Below are 23,298 nucleotides of genomic sequence, written 5' to 3'. Positions count from 1 at the left end.
GCCTTCCAGTGTGCTACCTGAGCCGGGTGACCAGGGCTGAGGTGGGGAACGCCTCATCCACCGTGGGCCAGGCCGCCGGATCCGCGAAGTCGGCCACGGTGATCTGCTGGGCGATCTTCCTGATCTCGGACAACTCGACGCCCACACCGGTCACGGTGAGCCGGTAGACACCCTTGAACGTCTGGGTACAGGTGGTGTCGTGGCAGCTCAGCGCCTTCGGGTTGGGCTGGCCGTCGTTCGGTTTCCCGAAGCCGATCGAGATCCGGTTCCCGATCGGTCCCGGAGGTAACACACGGCCGGGATTGGTCATCATCTTCTCGGCCTTGGCGGCCGGCACCAGTTCCGCGTACGAGAGGCCGTCCGACGTTCTGATCGTGATCAGCCGATAGTCGGACGGAAGGTATCCGACCTTCGTCGCGACGCGCGCGGCCGGCCCGTCACCGGGCACGAACGCGGCGGCGATCGCCGCCATGTCGGCTTCGGCCATCGGAAACCACCTCGGGGTCAGCACGGCCCAGGCGTCGTCGGCGTACTTCCACAGGAATTGCTCCTGGGTATCGTCGGCGTCGTTGTTCAGGAAGTACGCCGGGCGGCCGGCGATCGGCTCGGCCGTCGTCCGCTTCCCCGTCTTCCCCCCACGGTCGATCGGGGTGACCCCGGGCAGGTAGGCCGCCACGTATCCCAGGAGCTGCGAGGAACCGGGCTTCCGTACGGCGGCGCGACTGAGACCGAGCGTCACCAGGTCCGGATCGGCGACCACATACGGTCCCGCCCGGTACCCGTGGAACGAGTAGGTGGACGAGAATTCGGACACGGTCGGTGCGACCGACGGTGCGACCGAGGGCGCGACCGACTGGGCCGGCGTCGGGCCGACGGCGTTCGGCCGGGGCACCACCAGGGCCACCCCGGCCGTGGCCAGCACGGCCGCGGCCGCCACGCCCCACGCCGCGTGCCGGCGCTGCCGCCGGCGCCGCCCGGCGGCCACCACGTCCTCGACGTCGAAGCGGGGCGGCGGAGCGTCCGACTTCGCCTCCCAGAGCAGGTCAGACAGTTGCTTCATAGCGGGCCTCCAGCTCGGTGCCGAACATCTGCCGGAGCGCGTCGAGACCTCGCGCGGTGTAGACCTTCACGGTCCCCTCGGGGCATTTGAGGGCGGCCGCGGTCTGCTGGACGCTCAGCCCCTCCAGGAAGCGCAGCACGATCACCGCCCGCTGCTTGGCGGGCAGGTGACTCAGCGCCTCCCGCATCCGGAGGCGCTCGTCCACGACGTGGGTGCCGTCCGGCAGTGGCCGGTCCGGCATCGCGTGGCTGTGCGCCCGCTCCCGGCGCCACCACGGACGGCGGGTCTCGTCGATGGCGGCCCGGACCACCGCGGTCCGGGCGTACGCATCGTGGTTGTCGACCCGGCCCCATCTGACGTACAGCTTTGACAGGGCGGACATCACCGCGTCCTCGGCCGCCTGCCAGTCACCGCACGTCAGGTACGCCAGACCGCGCAACGACTCCATTCGTCCCGCTACGAACTCGCGGAACTCGGCCTCTCGATCGCTCACGGGGATAAGACGGAGGCGACCGTCGATCCGGTTACAGCAGGACCAGGTCGAGAACCGCGAAGGCCGACAGGGCGATGGCGATGAAGCCGTTCGCGGTGAAGAACGCGCGGTTGACCTTGGAGAGATCGTTCGCGGTCACCACCACGTGCTGGTAGATCAGGCCGGCCGCGGTCACCGCGAGACCGATCCACCACAGCCAGCTCAAACCGACCAGCTGGCCGAACGTGACGAACAGCGCGAACGTCACCACGTGCGTGACCGTGGAGATGTGCAGGGCGACCGGCACCCCGAACCGGGCCGGCGTGGAGTGCACGCCGATCTTCCGGTCCACCTCGACGTCCTGGCAGGCGTAGATGATGTCGAAGCCACCGATCCACAGGCCGACCGCGACGCCGAGCACCCAGGCCGGGCCGGAGCCGCTGAACGTGCCGGTGATCGCCAGCCAGGCGCCGACCGGGGCGACCGCCTGGGCCAGCGCGAGCACGTAGTGCGGGAAGTTGGTGAACCGCTTCGCGTACGGATAGATCACCAGCGGGATCACCGCGAGCGGGGACAGCACCAGGCACAGCGGGTTGAGCAGGCCGGCCGCGACGACCAGGATCACCAGCGAGACGATCGCGCCGGTCCAGGCGGTACGGACACTCACCGCGCCGGTGACCAGCTCCCGGTTCCGCGTCCGCGGGTTGAGCGCGTCGATCTTCCGGTCCAGGATCCGGTTCGCGGCCATCGCGAACGTCCGCCCGGACACCATCGCGACCGTGACCAGCAGCAGGTCGAGCCAGTGCCGGCCGGAGCCGTCCCGGTCGATCGCGACCAGCGCGGACAGGTACGCGAACGGCAGCGCGAAGACCGAGTGCTCGATCATGACGAGCCGCAGGAAGGACTTGACCTTCCCGGGCTTCTCCTCGACAGCTGTCACAGCCCGTATTCCTTCCACCGCTTGTCGACCAGGGAGACGACCTCCGGTGACATGATCATCTCTTCTGGCCAGCCCCGCGTATAGCCCTCCGCGGGCAGCTTGCGGGTCGCGTCGACGCCCGCCTTGCCACCCCAGAACTGCTGGTACGACGAGTGGTCCAGGTGATCCACCGGGCCCTCGGTGAGCAGCAGGTCGCGCGCGTAGTCCACGTTGCCGAACGCGCGGAACGCCACCTCGTTGTAGTCGTGCACGTCGCAGTCCTCGTCGACCACCACGATCAGCTTGGTCAGCGACATCAGGTGCGCGCCCCAGATCGCGTTCATCACCTTCTGCGCGTGCTTCGGGTAGCGCTTGCGGATCGACACGATCAGGCAGTTGTGGAAGACGCCGGCGGCCGGCATGTCGTAGTCCACGATGTCCGGGATCAGGATCTTGGCGAGCGGCAGGAAGATCCGCTCGGTGGCCTTGCCCAGGCCGTGATCCTCCTGCGGCGGCTGGGACGTGACGATCGAGTGGTAGACCGGGTCCTTGCGCATGGTCATGGTCTCGATGTGCAGCACCGGGAACGGCTCGACCGGGGTGTAGTAACCGGTGTGGTCGCCGAACGGGCCCTCCGGCTGCCGCTCCCCCGGCTCCAGGTAGCCCTCCAGGATCACCTGCGCGTTCGCCGGGACCTGTAGCGGGACGGTCAGGCAGTCGACCATCTCGACCCGCTCACCACGCAGGAAGCCGGCGAACAGGTACTCGTCGATGTCGCCGGGCAGCGGGGCGCTGGCCGCGTAACAGACCACCGGGTCGGCGCCGATCGCGATCGCCACCGGCAGGCGCTGGCCGAGCCGCTCGGCGACCGCGTGGTGCGCGGTCGAGTCCTTGTGGATCTGCCAGTGCATGCCGAGCGTGTTCTTCGAGTGCTGCTGCAGGCGGTACAGCCCCAGGTTCCGCTTGCCGGTCTCCGGGTGCTTGGTGTGGGTCAGCCCGAAGTTGTGGAAGATGCCGCCGTCGCCGGGCCAGACCTGCAGGCCGGGCAGCAGGTTCAGGTCGACCTGGTCGCCCTTGAGCACGACCTCCTGGCAGGGGGCGGACTTCACCTTCTTCGGCGGGACCGACTTGAGCTGCAACACCTTGGCGATGCCCTCGCGGATGCCGGACCAGCCGACCGGCAGCTCCGGCTTGGCCAGCGCGCCGATCCGGTCGCCGATCTCGTCCAGCGACTCGACGCCGAGCGCCATCGCCATCCGCTTCTCGGTGCCGAACAGGTTGATCGCCACCGGCATGTCGCCGCGGGTCGGCTTCTCGAACAGCAGCGCCGGGCCACCGGCCCGGACGGTGCGGGTCACCACCTCGCTGATCTCCAGCGTCGGGTCCACCGGGACGGTGACCCGGCGCAGCTCACCGGCCTGCTCCAGGGCAGCCAGGAAACCTTGCAGATCGGCATAGGGAAACCCACGGGACGCCATGCGCACCAGTCTGGCACCGCGCCGGGCCGACAGCGTGCCGGGGCCGTCACTCGTGATCTGCGATTCGCGTTGAGCGTTCGTGACTCTCCGCGGGGTGCTGCGCTGGTGTGCTCTGGGCGGCCTGCTGGCCGCGCTGGCCATCGCCGCCCCCGCGGTCTCCGCGCTGCGCGACCGGCTTCCGGTCTGCGGCGCCCCGGGCCCGGCCTCCAGCCGGCCACCCTCGGGGCCGGCCTCGGCATCGGCGCCGGGTGCCTGCCGGGTCGCGGTCACCGAGTCGACGGTACGGGCGATGAAGCCGCCCGGATTCACCCCGAGCGGATACCACCACCTGGGCGCCGGGACGAGTGCCGAGTGGAGCGGGGTGTCCGGGCGGATCGGTGTGGTGGACGGGAAACTGCGCGCCGGGACCTACGACTTCGTGGCCGGCCGGTTCATGGTGAAACGTGACCTGGGCAAGGGGAACATCGCCTGGCTGGAGGCCGGCTGGGCGGAGACCGGGTGGCGGTCGCCGGGGCAGCCGCGGATCTACACGTACAACACGAACACCAAGAGCTGGCAGTTCTACGACCAGTACCCGATCAAGGCGGGGGACACGGTCTGGCTGGATCTGCACACCGACTCGGGGGGCGTGTGGCAGGCCTGGCTCTGGTGGAACAACAAGTGGAACATGCTGACCGCGCAGAAGTTGCCGATCGGCGGCAGTGCGTTCGTCGAGCAGTACGTCGAGGTGCACGTCGACGACAGCAAGCCCGGCCGGATCGACCTGCCGCCGGTGAAGGTCGACAACGTGCAGCTGCGCCCGGCGGCCGGCGGGCCGGCCCGGTTCTGGCGGGAGGACGTGAGCACGCTGACCGGGGTCGCCCCGGGCCAGCAGCAGCAGAGCGGCGGCTTCTGCCTCAACTGGGTCACCCGTTATGACACGTGGAACGCCGGCGATTGCGTCTGATTGCTCCGCTTCGCGGGTGTTCGGGGTTTTGGGACCGAAACCACCCGCGGACGTCGCCCTGTAGGGCCTCGCGTTCTGGGCGCCCCGCGCCCTGCGAGGACCGGAAGGGTCCCCGCGGGAGCGACGATCAGTTATTGGCCGCAGCGTAGGAAATCCTGAATTTGATCTTCAGGCTCTCAACCCGCATTGGCATAGCTGTGCAGGCCTTCGAAGAAGAGGTTGACGCCGAAGAGGTTCATCAGCATCGTGACGAAGCCGAGCAGGGCGATCCACGTCGCGACCGTGCGCTTGACGCTCGGGGTGGCGCGGGCGTGCAGGTAGGCCGCGTAGACGATCCAGGAGATGAACGCCCAGACCTCCTTCGGGTCCCAGCCCCAGTACCGGCCCCAGGACGCCTCGGCCCACAGTGGGCCGGCGATCAGCGCGCCGAACGTGAACAGCGGGAACGCGAACGCGTGCAACCGGAACGTCAGGCGCTCCAGGGCCGGCGCCGAGGTCGGGACGCGCTTGCCGAGGGTGTACGGGAAGCGGCGTTTCCCCTGGTCGTAACCGTTCTTGACGAGGAACATCGCGGCCGGCACCGCGCCGATCAGGAAGATGCCGGAGGAGATGATGATCGTCGAGACGTGGAAGATGAACCAGTACGAGTGCAGGGCCGGCACCAGCGGGCCGACCGGGGTGTAGGCGACCATCCCGGCGGCGCCGAGCAGCATCACCAGCGCCAGCGACGCGAACAGGCCGAGGTGGCGCAGGGCCGGGCGGCGCAGCAGCACGCCCACCCAGACCGCCGACCCGACGAACGTCGCGGACAGGATGTACTCATACATGTTGCCCCAGGGCATGCGGTCCGCCGCGACGCCCCGGGTGCTCAGCGTGGCCAGGTGCAGGGCCAGCGCGATGACGTTGAGGACCACCGCGATCCGGCCGGACCACTCGCCGCGACCCGCCCGCTCCGGCTCCACGACAACCGGCACGTCGTCGGGCACCGGCGCGCCGGCCCCGACCAACTGCCGGGCGGCCGCTTTGCCGACATGGCTGCGTTTGCCGAAGGCGTACTCACCCGCGTAGCAGACCATGGCGGCCAGATAGGCCAGCACGGTCAGCGCCATGAGCTGGTTGGACAACTCCGCCATCAGGGCGTTCCTTCCTCGGCGTGCCCGTCATCCGTGGCGGGCCCGGTCAGCGCGGCGAATTCGGCCGCGAACCCCGGATAGTCGGTTCGAGGCAGACCACCGGCTTCGATCACGCTACCGCCGGTCTGCTGATCACTTGCTGGAGACACCCGGAACCACACCCGGCGCCGGTGACCGAACAGCGAGAGCATCAGGCCGAGCAGCCCGAGCACCGCGCCGACCAGCAACAACGACTGGGTGGGGTCGTACCGGATGGCCAGCGTCGCGTACTTGCGGGTGCCGACGAACTCCAGCTTGGTCCCGTCGTCCAGGGTCCACGACTGGCCGGGCTTCAGCGCCTGCGGCCGGTCGCCGCTGACCTTCTTCAGCTCGCCGTTGGTGATCTGGGTGCGGTCCAGGGCGTACACCGAGCCGGGCTTGCCGACGTCCAGACCCAGGTTCCCGCGGTACGCGGTCAGGTACAGCACCGGGTTGTTCTCGGCCGGGAACTTCGAGACGGCGGTGCCGTCGGTGCCCCCGGTGGGCAGGTAGACGCCCTCGAAGCCGACCTGCAGCTGGTCGTCGCGCCGGTTCGTCGTCGGGTCGATGTTGACGTCCGGGAACTGGGCGACGCCCTCGCTGGTCTGCATGGCGTCGGTGGGCAGGAACGGGACGACCTTCTGCTGCGAGGCGCCGTACCGGTCGGTGTAGCGCAGCACCAGCGCGTAGCCCTGACCGATCAGGTGCACGTTGGCGTGGTGCAGCCGGAGCGGGTCGTTGACCGTGAAGTTCGCCTTCCGGTACGCCCCCGAACCCTCCTTGACCTCGACGTTCGCCAGGAACGACTTAGGCTGGCCGGTGCTCTGGTAGGTGGCGTCGAACTCGGTCATCCGCATGCAGAACTTCGGCAGGTCGGCGGCGGTCACCCGGGGGCCGAGCGCGGAGTCGTCGTACTGCGTGATCGAGTTGCAGAAGCCCTGGTCCTCGCCGGCGACCAGGACCCGGTTGCCGTGCCAGCCGTACCAGTGCCCGAACCCGACCCCGATCAGCACCGACAGCAGGGCGAAGTGGAAGAGCAGGTTGCCGGTCTCCTTGAGGTAGCCCTTCTCGGCGGAGACCGTGAAGCCACCCGCCGGGAGCTCCCGCACCCGGGTCCGGAACAGCTTGCCGCGCAGGGTCCGGGCCAGGGCCGCGGCCGTCTCGGCCGGGCTCCCCGGCCGGTCCTGCGCCGGGGCGTGCTGCGGCAGGCGGTCCAGCCGCTTCGGGGCCTCCGGCGGCACGGTCCGCAGGGCGCGCGCGTGGTCCCGCAGCCGGGGCAGCACGCAGCCGACCAGCGAGACGAACAGCAGCAGGTAGATCGAGGCGAACCAGGGCGACGCGAAGACGTCGAAGCCACCCAGCCGGTCCACCCACGGGGCCAGCTGGGGATGCGCGGTGTAGTACTGCGACACCCGCTCGCGGTTGACCGAGGTCTGCGGGAAGTACGACCCGGGGATCGCCCCGACGGCCAGCAGGAAGAGCAGGACCAGCGCGGTACGCATGCTGGTCAGCTGCCGCCACGAATTGCGCAGCAGCGCCCAGACCGGGTTCACCCGGCGCGGCGGCGGGGTGTCGGCGGTGGCCGGGCGCTCCTCGAGGATCGTCACAACAGCCTCCTGTCGCTCGTCACAGCAGCGTCCTGTCGCCGAAGAACGTGAACGTGGTCTGCAGCCAGGTCAGGAAGTACAGCCACTGGCCGCTGACCAGGGTGATCCCGACCGCGATCAGCAGCACCCCGCCGACCCGGGTGACCCAGCGGCTGTTCCGCCGGATCGCCTTGAAGACCCCGATCAGCTTCCGGAAGAAGAGTCCGAAGAGGATGAACGGCACGCCCAGCCCGAGGCTGAAGGCGAGCGCCAGGATCACCGCGCGGTCGGTGCTGCCGGTGGTGGCGGCCAGGCTAGTCACCGCGGCCAGCGTCGGGCCGGTGCAGGGAAGCCAGGAGACGGCGAAGATCGCGCCGAACACCGGGGCGCCGAGCAGGCCGGCGTTCGGGAGCTTGGAGATCCGGGCCTCGCCCTGCAAACCCGGGATCCAGCCCAGGTAGACCACGCCGAGGCCGATGATCAGCAGGCCGAGGACCAGGTTCAGCGTGTCCCGGTTGGTCTGCAGGGTGAACGCGACGTTCGCCACCAGGGTGATCGTCAGCGAGAAGACCACCGAGAAGCCGAGCACGAAGAGCAGGCTGCCGGCCAGCACCCGGCTCTTCAGCGCGATCGTCGGCGGCTTGGCGTCCGGCTGGGTGCCGACCACGGCCTCGAGGTCCGAGCCGGCCAGGCCGGCGACGTACGAGATGTAGCCCGGGACCAGCGGCAGCACGCACGGCGACAGGATGCTGACCAGCCCGGCGATCAGTGCCGCGCCGATCGCCAGGAACAGCGGCCCGCTGGTGGCGGTGCTCTGGAAGGCGGAGCCCATCAGCCGTTCGCCTCCGCCGCCACCCGCTCCACCAGGGGTTGCAGCTCGGCGACCGTGGTCGAGCGGCGCAGCGCGACCGCGATCCGGCCCTGCCGGTCCAGGATCAGGGTGGCCGGCGTGCTGGTCTGGGTCACGTCGAACTTCAGCGCCACGTCGCCGTCGTAGTCGTAGATGCTCGGGTAGGTGACCCGGCCCTTCTCGAACGCCTTCGCCGAGTCCCGGTCGTCGCGCGAGTTGATCCCGAGGAAGGTCACGTTCTTCGGCTTGGTGGCCTGGTAGGTCTTCTCCAGGTCGGCGGCCTCGGCGCGGCACGGAGCGCACCAGGAACCCCAGAAGTTGACCACCACCACCTTGCCGCGGTCGTTCGCCACGTCGTAGGTCCCGCCGTCCAGCAGGTCGCCGGTGACCGCGCCGACCTGCGGCCGGTCCGCCGCGTCGCACTCCACCACGCCGTCCGTGGTGGCACAGTTCTTCGCCCAGTTCTCCCCGCCGCAGCCGGCCAGCAGGCCGGCCGACGCGGTGGCGGCCAGGGCGGCGGCGAGGAGACGGCGCACGGTCAGGCTCCCTTGGCGGTCTTGGCGGTGGCGGAGAGCGCGACCAGGTGCGCGGCCGGCTCGGTGTAGTCGATGCCGACCACCTTGGACCCCTCGAAGCGGAACGAGGTCAGGCTGGCCAGTCCGCACTGCCGCTTGCGCGGATCGTGCCAGAGGCGCTTGCCCTCGACATAGCGGCGCAGTGTCCAGATCGGCAGCTGGTGCGAGACGCAGACCGCCTCGTGGCCCTCGGCCGCCACCCGGGCCGCCTGCAGCGCCTCGAACATCCGCTGGGCGATCGCGATGTACGCCTCACCCCAGGACGGGGTGATCGGGTCGCGCAGCACCCACCAGTTCCGCGGGTTGCTGAACGCGCCGTCGCCGACCGAGACCTTCTTGCCCTCGAAGAAGTTCGCGCTCTCGATCAGCCGCACGTCGGTCGCGGTCTCCAGCTTGAACTCGCCGGAGATCGGGGCGGCGGTCTCCTGCGCGCGCTCCAGCGGGCTCGCGACGACGTGCGTCACGTCCCGGCCGGACAGGGCCTGAGCAGCGGCTTTCGCCATCTGGTGGCCCAGCTCGGAGAGGTGGAAGTCGGGCAGCCGCCCGTACAGAATCTTGGTGGGGTTGAAGACCTCCCCGTGCCGGAACACGTGCACGGTGGTCTTGGTCAACTCAGTCAACTCTGGCTCCCTGCGGCTGCGGCCCGCGCGGCGTGCGGCAACGCGGACGCGATCTGCTCCAATGCCGTGTCGTCGATCGCGGTGGACACGAACCACGACTCGAAGGCGCTCGGCGGCAGGTAGACCCCGCGCGCCAGCATGCTGTGGAAGAACGGCTTGAACGCCGCGGCGTCCTGCGTCTTCGCCGAGTCGTAGTCGGTGACCTCGTTCTCGGTGAAGAAGATCGAGAACATATTGCCCGCGTACGACACGTGGTGCGGCACGCCGGCCGCGCTCAGCGCGCTCGTGGCCAGCGACCCGATCGTGGTGGCCAGCTCGTCCAGGCGCTTGTAGACATCGGCGTCGGCCAGCCGCAGCGAGGCCAGGCCGGCCGCGCAGGCCAGCGGGTTCCCGGAGAGGGTGCCGGCCTGGTAGACCGGGCCGGCCGGGGCAAGCCGGGACATGATGTCCCGCCGGCCGCCGAACGCCGCCGCGGGCAGCCCGCCGCCCATCACCTTGCCGTAGGTGAACAGGTCGGCGTCGACCGGGTGCAGCCCGGCCCAGCCGCCGGCGGAGACCCGGAAGCCGGTCATCACCTCGTCCACGATCAGCAGCGCGCCGTGCCGGTGGGCGATCTCGGCGAGCTTGCCGTTGAAGTCGTCACGCGGGGCGACCACGCCCATGTTGCCCGGGGCCGCCTCGGTGATGACGGCGGCGATCTGGTCCCCTTCGGCGGCGAAGACCGCCTCGACGGCGGCGACGTCGTTGTACGGCACCACGATCGTCTCGGAGGCCGCCGCGCCGGTCACGCCCGGCGAATCGGGCAGGCCCAGCGTCGCCACGCCGGAGCCGGCCGCGGCGAGCAGCGCGTCCACGTGCCCGTGGTAGCAGCCGGCGAACTTCACGATCTTCGACCGGCCGGTGTAGCCCCGGGCCAGCCGGATCGCCGTCATGGTCGCCTCGGTGCCGGAGTTGACCAGGCGCACCTCGTCGATCCCGGTCCGCCGGACGATCTCCTCGGCCAGGTCGACCTCGCCCGCGGTGGGGGTGCCGAAGCTGGTGCCGAGCGCGGCCGCGGCCTGCACCGCGGCGACGATCTCCGGGTGGGCGTGGCCGTGGATCAGCGGGCCCCAGGAGCAGACCAGGTCGACATAGCGCCGCCCGTCGACGTCGGTCATCCAGGCGCCGCTGCCCTGGGCCATGAAGCGGGGCGTGCCGCCGACCGCGCGGAACGCACGCACAGGTGAATTGACCCCGCCCGGGACGATTGCCTGGGCGCGGTCGAACAGGGCCTGGGAAACCGGGGCGTCCTCCGGGTACGGAAGATCCGCGGTGGGATATGTCGTGGTCACAGCGGTTCCCATTCTGTCAGCGGGCACGGGCGCCTATGTTGAGAGGGTTGTTCACATCACCGGATGATGTCCGGATCGGCCCGGTTCGACCGCGCCGGACGGGCCGATTCGCCCTCAAGAGGATAGGCTGGCCGCGTGGAGCGAGCCGAGCTGTCCATCACGGTTCAGACCGCCCCGGACGAGGTGACCATGTTGCTCGCCGGGGAGATCGACGTGCTCACCGTCACCGAGCTGTCCACCCTCGTCAATGATGTGTTGGCTGCTGAGCCGCCCGGGCGCATCGTTCTCGACATGGCCGGTGTCACGTTCTGTGACTCGCAGGGCCTGGGCACCCTGGTCGTGCTCAGCCGCAAGGCGCAGCACAACCAGACCGTGCTGGCGCTGGCCAACGTGGGTGACTTCCTGATGCGGGTGCTGGACATCACCGGCCTGCGGTCAGCCCTCATGATCACCACGCCCTGACCGAGGTCCGTGCGTCTCCGCTTGGGGCATACCGCGATGCTGCCACAGCAACCTGGGTGCCCGATCGGACATCGCGTCGCCTGTGGACAACGCCTCAGTCGAAGGTGCCGCTGACCGTCAGCGCGGCGCCGGATCCGCTGGTCGCGGCCACGGCGTAGGTGTCGGCTCCGGCGTCCCGGCCGCCCTCGGCGTACGTGTACCGCGCGAAGAACGTGTACGTCCCCGGCTCCAGCGTGTCCCCGGACGACAGCGTGAAGCGGTAGACCAGCGCGCCGTTCTCGTCGGTGACGCTGCTGTTCACGCTCGCGCCGGGTACCTGCTGACTGCCGCCCCGGCCGACCAGCTCGGGCGTCTTCGCGACCCGGATGGTCACCTGGAGCGCGGTCAGCGGCTCGCTCGCCTTGATCGTCACCACGCTGCTGGCCTGCGTCTTGCCGCCCACGTCGACCGAGCCGTCGGCCCACAGCGGCGACTGGGCCGCGACGGACGCCGACGGCGAGGCGGGCGGGCTGGGCCGGTGACTCTTCGTCGTCGTGCTCGGCCTGGGCGCGGCACTCGCGGTGACCGCCGGCGCTACCGAGGCCGTGACGACGGGTGGGGGCGGCGGAGTCGGCCGGTTGGATCCCGTTCCCCCGGCCAATGCCCACTGGGCGAAACCGCCGCCCCCGATGACGGCGGCAACAGCCGCCGCCGCTCCGGCGATCCGGACCCGGGGCGCGCGCCGTCGCGCCGCCTCGTTCCGCATCGCGGTCTGGGTAACCCGGCTCAGGATCGCGAGGCGGTCGGGCTGGTGGGCCCCCGCCTCGGTGCGCAGCAACGCGCGCAGCTCGTCGTCGGTGAGCATCACGCCGCCGCCTCCCATCCGTTGATCCGGGCCAGACTTCCACCGAGCATCTCGGCCAATTGCTTCGCTCCGCGCGAGGTCGCGCTCTTCACCGCGCCCTCGGAGATCCCGAGGGTGGTGGCGACCTCACGCTCGGACATGTCGAACGCGTACCGCAGGACCACGCAGGCCCGCCGCCGGTGTGGCAGTTTCGCCAGCGCCCGCCGGACGTCCAGGACCGCCGGGACGTCCGACTCCGGCGCCCGTTTCAGGACCTCCAGCGAGAACAGGCGCTCCCGGCTGCGTCTGCGGATCCAGTTCCGGGCCAGATTCATCAAGATCCCATGCCCGTACGCGGCGGGGTCGTCCGCCGACTGCACGCGCTCCCAATGCCGCCACACCTCGGTCATCGCATCCGCCGCGAGGTCGTCGGCGGCCGAGGCGTCCCCGATCATCAGGTACGCCAGCCGCGACAACGAGTCGTAGTGACTCTCGAAGTACACGTGATAGGCGGCGTCGCGCATCGGGACCCTTCAGGGGATCGGGGGTGTGGCCGCCGGACTGGCATCCGGCGGCCACCGGACATCACTTGAAGGTGATGTCGGAATCCGAGAACTTGCAGTTCACGCCGTCCGCGCCGGACCCGATCTCGGTCGGCTCGGCGCCGGTGTCGTTGCCCTTGAACTTGGCGCAGATGTCCAGGCTGCTGTCGCCGACCACGGTGATGCCGGACAACGTCGCGGTGTCGCCGAAGTTGGTGTTGATGCCGACCAGCGCCTTGGCCTTGCCGGTGGCGACCACGTTCTGCACCACGACCGAGCGCTTGTACTGGGTCTTGCAGTTGCCGCACGAGCGGTACAGCTTGCCGTAGTCGCTGACCTGGAAGTTCTTGATGGTCAGCGTGCCGCCGCCGTTGTGCTGGAAGACCTTGTCGTCGGCGCCCTTGGCCCCGCCGCCGTTCACGGTGTAGACGGCCGAGGTGCCGCCCTTGAACGTCGCGGCGTCCTCGCCGACGTTCTCCCACCAGACGTTGGTCAGCGTGCAGGAGCCGAGGCAGTGCACGCCGTCGGCGGCCGGGTCACCGAGGATCACGTTCGACAGGGTGGCGCCGTCGGCCAGCTCGAACAGCGGGCCCTGGTCCTCGTCCTGCGAGTCGGTGCCGAGGTCGCCGCTGCCGAAGTAGCGGACGTTGCCGCCGTCCAGGCTGGTCTTGACCGCGATGGTGGCGGTGACCGCCTTCGACCCGGTCGCGGTCGGCCAGGCGGCCGTCGCGCTCGTCGTCGTGGTCGGGGTCGCCGTGGCGGTCTTCGTGGCGGTCGCGGTGGCGGTCGCCGTGGCCGTCTTGGTGGCGGTCGCGGTCGCCGTGGCGGTCGCGGTTGCCGTGGCGGTCGCGGTTGCCGTGGCGGTCGCGGTCGCCGTGGCCGTCGCGGTGCCCACCGGGTTCACCGTCACGTCGTCGAACTCGGCCGAGCCCTTCGCGGTGACCAGGCCGATCCGGCCCTTCGCGGCCAGCGTGCCGGTCGCGCTGCCGATCGCCGTACCGTCGAGGAAGCCTTTGATCGTGGTTCCCGACGCGTCGATCCGCAGCGTGTGCCAGGTGGTCGCGCTGCTGATCGAGGCCGAGCCGAGCACCGACACCACGCTGCCCTTGACCGCCTGCAGCTCGGCCTTGCCGGTGCCGAGCACGGCCAGCCGGTACATCGTCGAGGAGCTGCTGGCCCGGGCCGCGATGCCGGCCAGTCCGGCGCTGCCCAGGCTGACGCCCTTGACCTTGGCCTGCACCGAGTAGTCGCTCCAGGAGGTCTCGCCGGCGAAAACCCGGGCGAGCTCACTGTCCGCCTTGGACTGGGAGTACACCTTCGATCCGTCGGTCACCACCGCCCAGGTGCCGCCGGACTTGGACCAGCCGTTCGCGCCGTTCTCGAAGTCGTCGCTGAACATCGTGCTGGCCGAGGCGTTGGGCACGAGGACCGCCACGAGCGCGGTGACCGCACCGGTGGCGCCGGCCGCGCCGAGACCCAAGACCATCCGGCGACGGCGCCGGCTCGAGGCCGTGGCGTCGTCGGGGTGTGCGTGCCGCATGTTGCTCCTAGCTCCTGGGGGAAGAGGCTTCGACCGCTTGTGGCGCGGGCGATCAACTTCGTTGCCTCTTGTGACCCAGGTCACATGCAGGAGCGGTCAGCTACCCCAGCGGGCCTTCTCCAACAGGGCCAGCGCCTCGGTGGCCGCCTCCGGCCCGCCGGCCCGCAGCACCCGGGCCGCCTCGTCGACCGTCTCGACCAGCCGGGTCCACTGCGAGTCCCGCTCGCGGGTCGCCTCGTTCTGCGCCTTGAGCTGCTGATTCTTCGTCCAGAGCTCGACGAATATGGAGACCTTGGCGCGCAGCACCCACGGGTCGAACGGCTTCGTCAGGTAGTCCACCGCGCCCACCGCGTAACCCCGCAGGGCGAGCTGGGCGTCCCGATCGGCGGCGGTCAGGAACAGGATCGGCACGTGCCTGGTCCGTTCCCGGCGCTTGATGTGGCTGGCCGTCTCGAAACCGTCCATGTTGGGCATGTGCGCGTCCAGCAGGATCACCGCGAAGTCGTCGGTGAGCAGCTGTTTGAGCGCGGCCTCCCCGCTTTCGACGGCGACCGGGGTCACCGGCAGGCCCTGCAGGATCGCCTCCAGGGCCAGCAGGTTGTCCCGCCGGTCGTCGACCAGCAGTGCCTTGGCGCGCTCACCCACGCGTGCTCACCTCGTTCCTTCCGCCGGGCTCCCGTCCGATAGACGATCTCAGCCGCGTTCCGGTTCCGTGGTCTCCGCGTTCACCCAGCGCGCCATCATCTCGATCAGCTCGTCCAGATCGACCGGCTTGGTGATGTAGTCGCTCGCGCCGGCGGCGAGGGCCGACTCCCGGTCACCCGGCATCGCCTTCGCCGTCAGGAACACTACCGGTAGGTCCCGGAAACGCTGATTGCGACGGATTCCCCGCGTGGTCTCGTAGCCGTCCTGGTCGGGCATCATCGCGTCCATCAGCACGATGTCGACCTCCGGGTGCTCGTTCAGGATGCGGACGCCGTCCACCCCGTTGTCCGAGTACAGAACGTTCAGCCCGTGCATCTCCAGGGCGCTGGTCAGGGCGAACACGTTGCGGACGTCGTCGTCGACGATCAGCACCGTGGCGCCGTCCAGCTGGCGGCCGGCCGGGTTCACCGCGACCGGCTCCTCCTGGCGCGGCGTCCGGTCGATCAACGGCATGTCCAGCGAGGCGATCGGCCGTACCGAGATCGCCTTGGCCGGCGCCGCGGGCAGCGCCGGCATCGGGATCGCGTCGGGGCTCAGCGCCTCCGGCATGTAGAGCGTGAACGTCGACCCCTCGCCGGCCACCGAACGGACCGTGATGGTGCCGCCGAGCAGCGAGGCGAACTCGCGGCTGATCGACAGGCCCAGGCCGGTGCCGCCGTACTTCCGGGTGGTCGTGCCGTCGGCCTGCTGGAACGGCTCGAAGATGATCGCCAGCTTCTCGTCCGAGATGCCGATGCCGGTGTCCCGCACCGCGAACCCGACCATCTGCTGGGACGAGACCAGCGACGGTACGTCCAGGTCGGTGTCCCGCGAGGCGGCGAAGATGCTCAGCGTCACCGAGCCGTAGTCGGTGAACTTGACCGCGTTGGAGAGCAGGTTGCGCAGGATCTGCTGGAGCCGCTGCGGGTCGGTGACGATCGAGTCGGGCAGGTCCGGTGCCAGCTCGACCTCGAACTGCAGGCCCTTGTCCTCGGCCTGCGGGGAGAACGCCTGCTCGACGTAGCTGCGGATGCCGTCGAAGTCGACCACGTCCGGCTCGACGTCCATCCGGCCGGCCTCGATCTTCGACAGGTCCAGGATGTCGTCGATCAGCGACAACAGGTCGGAGCCGGCACTGTGGATGGTCCGGGCGAACTCGATCTGCTTCTCGGTCAGGTTCCGATCCGTGTTGTCGGCCAGCAGCCGGGCCAGCAGCAGCAGCGAGTTCAGCGGGGTCCGCAGCTCGTGGCTCATGTTGGCGAGGAACTCGGACTTGTACGTGTTCGCCCGGGACAGCTGCTGCGCCTTCTCCTCCAGGCCGAGCCGGGCCAGCTCGATCTCCCGGTTCTTCAGCTCGATGTTGGCCTTCTGCTCGCTCAGCAGCTTGGCCTTGTCCTCCAGCTCGGCGTTGGTGCGCTGCAGCTCGGCCGACTGGTCCTGCATCTCCCGGGCCAGGCGCTGCGACTGGGTCAGCAGCTCCTCGGTACGCCGGTTCGCCTGGATCGTGTTGAGCGCGACCCCGATCGTCGCGACCAGCCGCTCCAGGAACGTCAGGTGCAAGCCGTTGAAGGCGGCCACCGACGCGAACTCGATCACGCCGAGCATCTCGCCCTCGAACAGGACCGGCAGCACCACCAGGTCGTTCGGCGGCATCGCGAGCAACCCCGAGCGCATGGTCAGGATGCCGTCGTGGGTGGCCCGGACCCGGATCGTGCGGCGCGACACCGCGGCCTGCCCGACCAGGCCCTCACCCGGGCCGAACGTCACCTCGTGGTCGCGGGCGACGTAGCCGTACGCCGCGGCGAGCCGCAGGCGCATCACCGCTTCCTCGTTGTCGACCAGGAAGAACGCGCCGAGCTGCGCGTCCACCAGCGGGGTCACCTCGGTCATGATCATCCGGCAGACCTCGCCGACGTCCCGCTGGCCCTGCAGCAGGCCACCGATCCGGGCCAGGTTCGAGTCGAGCCAGCCCTGCTCCGCGTTCGTCTTGGTGGTGTCGCGGAGGGTCACGATCATCTGGTTGATGTTGTCCTTCAGCTCGGCGACCTCGCCCTGGGCCTCGACGGCCACGCTCTGCGTCAGGTCACCGCGGGTCACGGCGGTGGAGACCTCGGCGATCGCGCGCAGCTGGATGGTCAGCGTCGAGGCGAGCTGGTTCACGTTGTCGGTGAGGTCTCGCCACGTACCGGAAACGCCCTTGACCTGGGCTTGTCCGCCGAGTTTGCCCTCCGAGCCGACCTCGCGCGCGACTCGGGTCACCTCGTCGGCGAACGACGACAGCTGGTCGACCATCGTGTTGACGGTGTTCTTCAGCTCCAGGATCTCGCCGCGGGCGTCGACCGTGATCTTCTGACCCAGGTCACCCTTCGCGACGGCCGTGGTGACCGACGCGATGTTCCGCACCTGGGCGGTCAGGTTCGAGGCCATGTAGTTGACGTTGTCGGTCAGGTCGCGCCACGTGCCGGCCACCCCGCGCACCTGCGCCTGGCCGCCGAGCTTGCCCTCCGAGCCGACCTCGCGGGCCACCCGGGTGACCTCGTCGGCGAACGACGACAGCTGGTCGACCATCGTGTTGACAGTGGACTTGAGCTCGAGGATCTCGCCCTGCGCGTCGACCGTGATCTTCTGCGACAGGTCGCCCCGGGCGACCGCGGTGGAGACCTGCGCGATGTTCCGCACCTGACTCGTCAGGTTGGACGCCATCGAGTTGACGTTGTCGGTCAGGTCGCGCCACGTGCCGGCCACGCCCCGGACCTGCGCCTGGCCGCCGAGCTTGCCCTCGGTGCCGACCTCGCGGGCCACCCGGGTCACCTCGTCGGCGAACGACGACAGCTGGTCGACCATCGTGTTGACAGTGGACTTCAGCTCGAGGATCTCGCCGCGGGCGTCGACCGTGATCTTCTGGCCCAGGTCACCCTTGGCGACGGCCGTGGTGACCGACGCGATGTTCCGCACCTGACTGGTCAGGTTCGAGGCCATGTAGTTGACGTTGTCGGTGAGGTCACGCCACGTTCCGGAAACGCCTTTGACCTGGGCTTGTCCGCCGAGTTTGCCCTCCGAGCCGACCTCGCGCGCCACCCGCGTGACCTCGTCGGCGAACGACGAGAGCTGGTCGACCATCGTGTTGACGGTGTTCTTCAGCTCCAGGATCTCGCCGCGGGCGTCGACCGTGATCTTCTGCGACAGGTCGCCCTTGGCGACCGCGGTGGAGACCTGGGAGATGTTCCGGACCTGCGCGGTGAGGTTCGCGGCGAGTTGGTTCACGTTTTCGGTGAGGTCCCGCCACGTACCGGAAACGCCTCTGACCTGGGCTTGGCCGCCCAAGCGGCCTTCCGTGCCGACCTCGCGCGCCACCCGCGTCACCTCGTCGGCGAACGACGAGAGCTGGTCGACCATCGTGTTGACGGTGTCCTTGAGCTCGAGGATCTCGCCCTGCGCGGCCACCGTGATCTTCTGCGACAGGTCGCCCTTGGCGACCGCCGTGGAGACCTGCGCGATGTTCCGCACCTGGCTGGTCAGGTTGGACGCCATCGAGTTCACCGAGTCGGTGAGGTCCTTCCAGGTGCCGGCCACGTTCGGCACCTCGGCCTGGCCGCCCAGCTTGCCCTCGGTGCCGACCTCGCGGGCCACCCGGGTCACCTGCTCGGCGAAGAGGCGCAGGGTGTCGGTCAGCCCGTTCATCGTGTCGGCCAGCTCGGCGACCTCGCCGCGGGCCGAGACGGTGATCTTCTGCGACAGGTCGCCGCGGGCCATCGCGGTCGCCACCTGGGAGATCGAGCGCACCTGGTGGGTCAGGTTGGAGGCCATCGTGTTCACCGAGTCGGTGAGGTCCTTCCAGGTGCCGGCGACGCCCCGGACATCGGCCTGACCACCCAGCTCGCCCTCGGTGCCGACCTCGCGGGCCACCCGGGTCACCTCGTCGGCGAACGAGGAGAGCTGATCGACCATCGTGTTCACGGTCCGGCCGATCCGCAAGAATTCACCCCGCAGGGGGCGACCGTCCATCTCCAGCGCCATGTGCTGGGAGAGGTCACCCTCGGCCACCGCGCCGACCACCCGGGAGATCTCCGTGGTCGGCCGGCCCAGATCGTCGATCAGCGAGTTGATCGAGCGGACACTGTCCGCCCAGGAGCCGTCCAGGCCCTCCTCGTCCAGGCGCTCGGTGAGCCGGCCCTCGCGGCCGACGATCCGGCTGATCCGTTTCAGGTCGAGGTTCTGCCGTTCCTGCAGCGAGATGACCTCGTTGAAGGCCTCGGCCACGGCCCCGGCGGCGCCACCGCGACGAGGCAGCCGGACCTTGAGATCGCCGCGGCGAACCCGTCGGAGCGCGTCCGTGAGCTCGCTGAGCAGAACGGTCTCGTCGGGCCCGCCGACGCTGGCTTCTTTGGCCGCAGTCATGCTGTCCTCACTCGCTGTGCAACTGCCGGGGGTTCCTATCCTCTCTCGCTCGACCGGGTCAATGCGAGAGACGACTTTGTGCATACACCCACCCACGGGAGAGGATGCATGCTGTGCCAGCCGAGGTAGGAACCAGGACGAGCATCCCGTCGGGAGCGACGCCTGGCACGCTCGTGCGCCGGGCCCGGCTGCCCAATGATCGCCGCACACCCGCGGCGGCGCGCGCCCTGGTTCGCTCGGTGCTCGAGGAGAGCGGGCTGGACGGCCTGCTCAACGAGGCACTGCTGCTGACCACCGAACTGTCCACCAATGCGGTCGTGCATGCCAACACGGATCTGGACATCGAGGTCACCGCGGACACCACCGGGCTGACCGTGACCGTCACCGACTTCGCGCCGGGCCCGGTCGAGCAGCTCGCCGTCGGGCCGAAGAACGAGAGCCCGGACATCGGTGAGGTGGCCGAGCGCGGCCGCGGCCTGCTGCTGGTCGACCACTTCGCCAGCCGGTGGGGCACCGTCCACGAGGGTGACGGCAAGGGTGTCTGGTTCCACCTGGACCATCACGACCCGGGCGGCGACGACCCGTCCCGGATCCCGGCGCCGGCCGACACGCCCAGCCTCGGCGCGCTGACCGGGCTGCTGCGCAGCGGCTCCGACCGGCAGACCGACGAGGGGATCACCGACCTGGCGGCCGACCTGCTCTCCCGGCTGGCCCGGCTGACCGGGGCGGCCGGCGGGGTGCTGCGGGTCGACCGCGGCGACGGCATGGGCCGGCAGCTGCTGGCGCGGTACGGCCGGGCCCCGCGCGACAACGCCGACACCATCCGGGTCCCACTGTCCGTGCACCGGCCGTACTCGGGTGAGCTGGAGCTGGACGCCGCCCCGGTCGGTTACGCCCAGTCCCTCGCGGTGATGGTCGCCGAGCGCTTCTCGCTGCACCTGGAGAACGACCGGCTGCGCCGCGCCGACGTCCGCCGGGCCACCTGGATCACGTTCCTCTCCGAGGCCAGCGAGTTGCTCGCCCAGTCCCTCGACGTGAACCTCACGATGGCGCTGATCCCGCAGCTGGTGGTGCCCCGGCTGGGCCAGTGGTGCGCGGTGCACACCACCGACAACTGGGGCCGGCTGCAGCTGGCCGCGGCCACCCACGCGGAGGAGTCCGCGCTGGCCACCCTGCACGCCACGCTCGCCGAGTCCGGCCCGGAGTCGATACTGGCCAGGCTGGAGGAGGCGTCCCGGCTGGGCACCCAGGTGATGTTCGGGGCGCCGCTGGAGGGCTTCGCGGTGCCGCTGGTGGCGCGCGGCGCCCGGCTCGGCACGCTGGCCGTCGGGCGGCACGCCAAGCACCGGCACGACGCCGACGAGGTGGCCGTGCTGGAGGACGTGGCCCGCCGCGCGGCGCTGGCCATCGACAACGCACGCATCCACGACGAGCGGCGCACGGTCGCGCGGACGCTGCAGGCCTCGCTGCTGCCGCCGGCGTTGCCGCACGTCGAGGGCATCGGCTTCGCCGCGGAGTACGTGCCGACCGGCTCCGAGGTGGGCGGCGACTTCTACGACGTGATGCCGTTCGGCGAGGACCGCTGGCTGGTCGTGGTCGGTGACGTCTCCGGCAAGGGCGTCCAGGCGGCCACCGTGACCGGCCTGGTCCGGGACGTGATCCGGATCCTGGTCGACGACGGGAAGTCGCTCGGCGAGATCCTGCACCGGGTCAACCGCACGCTGGTCCAGCGCGGTGGCGGGCGGTACTGCACGCTCGCGATGGCCTCGGTGACCCGCCAGGTGGACGCGAGCCTCCGGGTCTGCCTGCACCTGGCCGGGCACGATCGGGCGGTGCTGGTGCGGGGGGACGGGAAGACGACGTACGTCGGCGAGGGCGGCACCGCGCTCGGTCTGCTGGAGACGATCACCTCGCCGAACGTCGAGATCACCCTCGGCTCGGGCGACTCGCTGATCTTCTACACCGACGGGGTGACCGAGCGGCGCCGCGGGCGGGAGCTGTTCGGCTCGACCCGGCTGCGGGAGGCCGCCGCGCCGCTGGCCGGCTATCCGGCCGACGCGATGGCCGCGCGACTGCGCTCGACCACGATCAACTTCTCGGTCGAGGAGCCGCGGGACGACATTGCGATCCTGGTGCTGCGCAACGACGCCTGAGGTGGGGTGGGATGAAGACCCAGTACTACACCGCGACCACGATCGACGGTTACATCGCCGACCAGGACAACTCGCTGGACTGGCTCTTCCAGGTCGATGACGGCGGCGACGCGAACCCGTTCGGCGAGTTCTTCGCCGGGGTCGGCGCGTTCGCGATGGGCGCCACCACCTACGAGTGGGTGCTGGCCCACGAGAACGCGGTCGAGGAGCCGGAGAAATGGCTGTCGCCTTACGGCGACACCCCGGCCTGGATCTTCACGCACCGTGAGCTGCCGCGCATTCCAGGAGCAAACCTGACTTTTGTACGGGGTGAAGTCGCCCCCGTCCACCGCGACATGGTCACCGCCGCCGCCGGCCGGAACGTGTGGCTGGTCGGCGGTGGCGAGCTGGTCGGCGCGTTCGCCGACGCGGGCCTGCTCGACGAGCTGATCCTCGGCGTGGCCCCGGCCACGCTGGGCGCCGGCGCCCCGGTCCTGCCCCGCCGGCTGGACTCGAAGCGCCTCACCCTGACCTCGGTGACCAGGCTCGGCCAGTTCGCCAACCTGAGGTACGAGGTCGGCCCACCGACCTCCTGATCGATCTGCCCTTTTTGTCGGCGATGCCGTGGCATGGTGTTGGCATGGCGAAGACGCAGTACTACACCGCCACCAGCATCGACGGCTACATCGCCGACGACACGAACTCGCTGGACTGGCTCTTCGAGGTCGACGAGGGCACCGAGAACCCCTTCGGCGAGTTCTTCGCCGGCGTCGGGGCGTTCGCCATGGGCGCCACCACCTACGAGTGGGTGCTCAAGAACGACAATCTCCTGGAAGAGCCGGAGAACTGGCACGACATGTACGGTGACGTGCCCTGCTGGGTCTTCACGCACCGCGACCTGCCGCCGGTCCCGGACGCCAACGTGTTCATGATCAGCGGTGACGTCCGCCGGGTGCACGAGGCGATGCTGGTCGCGGCCCAGGGCAAGAACGTCTGGCTGGCCGGCGGCGGCGACCTGGTCGCCCAGTTCGCCGCGCAGGGCCTGCTCGACGAGATCATCCTGGGCATCGCGCCGGCCGTGCTCGGCCGGGGCACCCCGATGCTGCGCCACAAGCTCGGCGTCGACGAGCTGATCCTGACCGGCGTCCGCGAGGTGGGCCAGTTCGCCTACCTCACCTACGCCGTCGGCGACGTCGCCCGGCTGGGCCGCCACCTGGCCGCCGAGACCGCGACGCTGCTCCCCGCCCACTTCTGAGGGTCGTGGTCAGTCCGCCGCCGGGTCACGGCTGTCCAGGCAGCGGACCACGGCGCTGTTCATCCGCCGAGCCGAGTTGGGCTGCCGGATCAGGGTCAGCACCTCCGTCCGGCTCAACTCCGCCCGGCCGGCCAGCGCGAGCACGAACGCATAGGGCCGCTGGTTCGGCTCGTTGAGCAGGCGCACCGCCCGGCGCAGCAGGTCGAGCAGCAGCGCCCGGTCCGCGTTCCGGTGCCGGGCCAGGATCACGAGCAGCCCGTTGCGGGTGTAGACGTCCAGGTCGTCGATCGGGATCGTGGCCAGCGTCGCGGCGTCCGCCCGCGGGTTCTCGGCCACGGCGACGCGGACGAACGCGAACCCGCTGACCGCCAGCGTGCGCAGACCCTCCTGATCGATCCGCGGATCACCGGCCAGGTCGCGATAGTGCCGCGGGGTGCGCTCCCGGGGCAGCAGTTCGTTGATGTCGACCACCGG

The 23,298-nt window shown here is 70.1% G+C and carries 21 protein-coding genes; 5 read left to right on the top strand and 16 right to left on the bottom strand.

The window, feature by feature from the left end; translation table 11 throughout:
* Nucleotides 1–13 precede the first annotated feature (13 nt).
* Genes L3i22_RS01000 through L3i22_RS00985 form a run of 4 tightly spaced genes read right to left on the bottom strand, consistent with a single transcriptional unit; the run spans nucleotide 14 to nucleotide 3,929 of the window.
* Entirely contained in the window at nucleotides 14–1,060 is a 1,047-nt protein-coding gene (locus L3i22_RS01000; protein ID WP_221325126.1) for a hypothetical protein, read from the bottom strand.
* The gene (locus tag L3i22_RS00995; protein ID WP_221325125.1) at nucleotides 1,044–1,553 is read right to left on the bottom strand and encodes a SigE family RNA polymerase sigma factor; all 510 of its coding nucleotides are present in this window, start codon (nucleotides 1,551–1,553) and stop codon (nucleotides 1,044–1,046) included. Before L3i22_RS00995 ends, L3i22_RS01000 begins: the two co-directional genes overlap by 17 nt.
* Nucleotides 1,554–1,584: 31 nt before the next feature.
* Nucleotides 1,585–2,472 (bottom strand): menaquinone biosynthesis prenyltransferase MqnP, encoded by an 888-nt coding sequence (gene mqnP / locus L3i22_RS00990; protein ID WP_370644339.1) that lies wholly within the window; start codon nucleotides 2,470–2,472, stop codon nucleotides 1,585–1,587.
* Nucleotides 2,469–3,929: a menaquinone biosynthesis decarboxylase gene (locus tag L3i22_RS00985; protein WP_221325124.1), complete on the bottom strand. Its 1,461-nt coding sequence runs from the start codon at nucleotides 3,927–3,929 to the stop codon at nucleotides 2,469–2,471. Before L3i22_RS00985 ends, mqnP begins: the two co-directional genes overlap by 4 nt.
* A gap of 79 nt (nucleotides 3,930–4,008) precedes the next feature.
* On the opposite strand from L3i22_RS00985, the gene L3i22_RS00980 reads away from it, so the two are divergent.
* Nucleotides 4,009–4,875 (top strand): hypothetical protein, encoded by an 867-nt coding sequence (locus tag L3i22_RS00980; protein WP_255657854.1) that lies wholly within the window; start codon nucleotides 4,009–4,011, stop codon nucleotides 4,873–4,875.
* A gap of 176 nt (nucleotides 4,876–5,051) precedes the next feature.
* On the opposite strand, the gene ccsB is transcribed toward L3i22_RS00980, so the two are convergent.
* From ccsB to hemL, 6 genes are read right to left on the bottom strand one after another with little or no spacing between them, the layout of a single operon-like run.
* Nucleotides 5,052–6,008, bottom strand: a complete 957-nt coding sequence (ccsB, locus tag L3i22_RS00975; RefSeq protein ID WP_221325123.1) for a c-type cytochrome biogenesis protein CcsB — start codon at nucleotides 6,006–6,008, stop codon at nucleotides 5,052–5,054.
* The gene (locus tag L3i22_RS00970; RefSeq protein ID WP_221325122.1) at nucleotides 6,008–7,633 is read right to left on the bottom strand and encodes a cytochrome c biogenesis protein ResB; all 1,626 of its coding nucleotides are present in this window, start codon (nucleotides 7,631–7,633) and stop codon (nucleotides 6,008–6,010) included. The genes ccsB and L3i22_RS00970 overlap by 1 nt, the downstream gene beginning before the upstream one ends.
* A gap of 19 nt (nucleotides 7,634–7,652) precedes the next feature.
* Nucleotides 7,653–8,444, bottom strand: a complete 792-nt coding sequence (locus L3i22_RS00965; protein ID WP_221325121.1) for a cytochrome c biogenesis CcdA family protein — start codon at nucleotides 8,442–8,444, stop codon at nucleotides 7,653–7,655.
* Nucleotides 8,444–9,004 (bottom strand): TlpA disulfide reductase family protein, encoded by a 561-nt coding sequence (locus L3i22_RS00960; RefSeq protein WP_221329730.1) that lies wholly within the window; start codon nucleotides 9,002–9,004, stop codon nucleotides 8,444–8,446. The genes L3i22_RS00965 and L3i22_RS00960 overlap by 1 nt, the downstream gene beginning before the upstream one ends.
* Nucleotides 9,001–9,648: a histidine phosphatase family protein gene (locus L3i22_RS00955; protein ID WP_370644516.1), complete on the bottom strand. Its 648-nt coding sequence runs from the start codon at nucleotides 9,646–9,648 to the stop codon at nucleotides 9,001–9,003. The genes L3i22_RS00960 and L3i22_RS00955 overlap by 4 nt, the downstream gene beginning before the upstream one ends.
* A gap of 5 nt (nucleotides 9,649–9,653) precedes the next feature.
* Nucleotides 9,654–11,000: a glutamate-1-semialdehyde 2,1-aminomutase gene (gene hemL / locus L3i22_RS00950; RefSeq protein WP_221325119.1), complete on the bottom strand. Its 1,347-nt coding sequence runs from the start codon at nucleotides 10,998–11,000 to the stop codon at nucleotides 9,654–9,656.
* Nucleotides 11,001–11,123: 123 nt separating this feature from the next.
* Here hemL and L3i22_RS00945 point away from each other — a divergent pair, with 123 nt between their 5' ends.
* Nucleotides 11,124–11,450 (top strand): STAS domain-containing protein, encoded by a 327-nt coding sequence (locus L3i22_RS00945; protein WP_221325118.1) that lies wholly within the window; start codon nucleotides 11,124–11,126, stop codon nucleotides 11,448–11,450.
* Between the two features lie 94 nt (nucleotides 11,451–11,544).
* Here the strand turns inward: L3i22_RS00945 and L3i22_RS00940 are convergent, their stop codons facing one another.
* The 5 genes from L3i22_RS00940 to L3i22_RS00920 all read right to left on the bottom strand — a co-directional run bounded on the left by L3i22_RS00940 (nucleotide 11,545) and on the right by L3i22_RS00920 (nucleotide 19,437).
* The gene (locus L3i22_RS00940; protein WP_221325117.1) at nucleotides 11,545–12,297 is read right to left on the bottom strand and encodes a hypothetical protein; all 753 of its coding nucleotides are present in this window, start codon (nucleotides 12,295–12,297) and stop codon (nucleotides 11,545–11,547) included.
* Complete coding sequence (locus L3i22_RS00935; protein WP_221325116.1) at nucleotides 12,294–12,797, bottom strand: SigE family RNA polymerase sigma factor; 504 nt, start codon at nucleotides 12,795–12,797, stop codon at nucleotides 12,294–12,296. Before L3i22_RS00935 ends, L3i22_RS00940 begins: the two co-directional genes overlap by 4 nt.
* A gap of 61 nt (nucleotides 12,798–12,858) precedes the next feature.
* Nucleotides 12,859–14,355, bottom strand: a complete 1,497-nt coding sequence (locus tag L3i22_RS00930) for a pectate lyase (protein ID WP_221325115.1) — start codon at nucleotides 14,353–14,355, stop codon at nucleotides 12,859–12,861.
* A gap of 96 nt (nucleotides 14,356–14,451) precedes the next feature.
* Nucleotides 14,452–15,000 carry a two-component system response regulator gene (locus L3i22_RS00925; RefSeq protein ID WP_221325114.1) on the bottom strand — a complete coding sequence of 183 codons (549 nt, stop codon included), beginning with the start codon at nucleotides 14,998–15,000 and terminating at the stop codon, nucleotides 14,452–14,454.
* 48 nt (nucleotides 15,001–15,048) lie between these two features.
* A complete protein-coding gene (locus L3i22_RS00920) occupies nucleotides 15,049–19,437 on the bottom strand; it encodes a HAMP domain-containing protein (RefSeq protein WP_221325113.1) in 4,389 nt (1,462 codons plus the stop codon).
* Between the two features lie 113 nt (nucleotides 19,438–19,550).
* On the opposite strand from L3i22_RS00920, the gene L3i22_RS00915 reads away from it, so the two are divergent.
* From L3i22_RS00915 to L3i22_RS00905, 3 genes are read left to right on the top strand one after another with little or no spacing between them, the layout of a single operon-like run.
* Nucleotides 19,551–21,590, top strand: a complete 2,040-nt coding sequence (locus L3i22_RS00915) for a SpoIIE family protein phosphatase (RefSeq protein ID WP_221325112.1) — start codon at nucleotides 19,551–19,553, stop codon at nucleotides 21,588–21,590.
* An 11-nt stretch (nucleotides 21,591–21,601) separates the two neighbouring features.
* Nucleotides 21,602–22,165, top strand: coding sequence for a dihydrofolate reductase family protein (locus L3i22_RS00910; protein ID WP_221325111.1), 564 nt, complete (start codon nucleotides 21,602–21,604; stop codon nucleotides 22,163–22,165).
* Nucleotides 22,166–22,209: 44 nt separating this feature from the next.
* A complete protein-coding gene (locus L3i22_RS00905) occupies nucleotides 22,210–22,824 on the top strand; it encodes a dihydrofolate reductase family protein (RefSeq protein ID WP_221325110.1) in 615 nt (204 codons plus the stop codon).
* 9 nt (nucleotides 22,825–22,833) lie between these two features.
* Here the strand turns inward: L3i22_RS00905 and L3i22_RS00900 are convergent, their stop codons facing one another.
* On the bottom strand, nucleotides 22,834–23,295 hold the full coding sequence (locus L3i22_RS00900; protein WP_221325109.1) for a hypothetical protein: 462 nt from the start codon (nucleotides 23,293–23,295) through the stop codon (nucleotides 22,834–22,836).
* Nucleotides 23,296–23,298: the final 3 nt, after the last annotated feature.

Origin of the sequence: Actinoplanes sp. L3-i22 (genome assembly GCF_019704555.1) — a bacterium.
Classification (GTDB): domain Bacteria; phylum Actinomycetota; class Actinomycetes; order Mycobacteriales; family Micromonosporaceae; genus Actinoplanes.
This window is presented reverse-complemented; position numbering and strand designations above follow the sequence as displayed.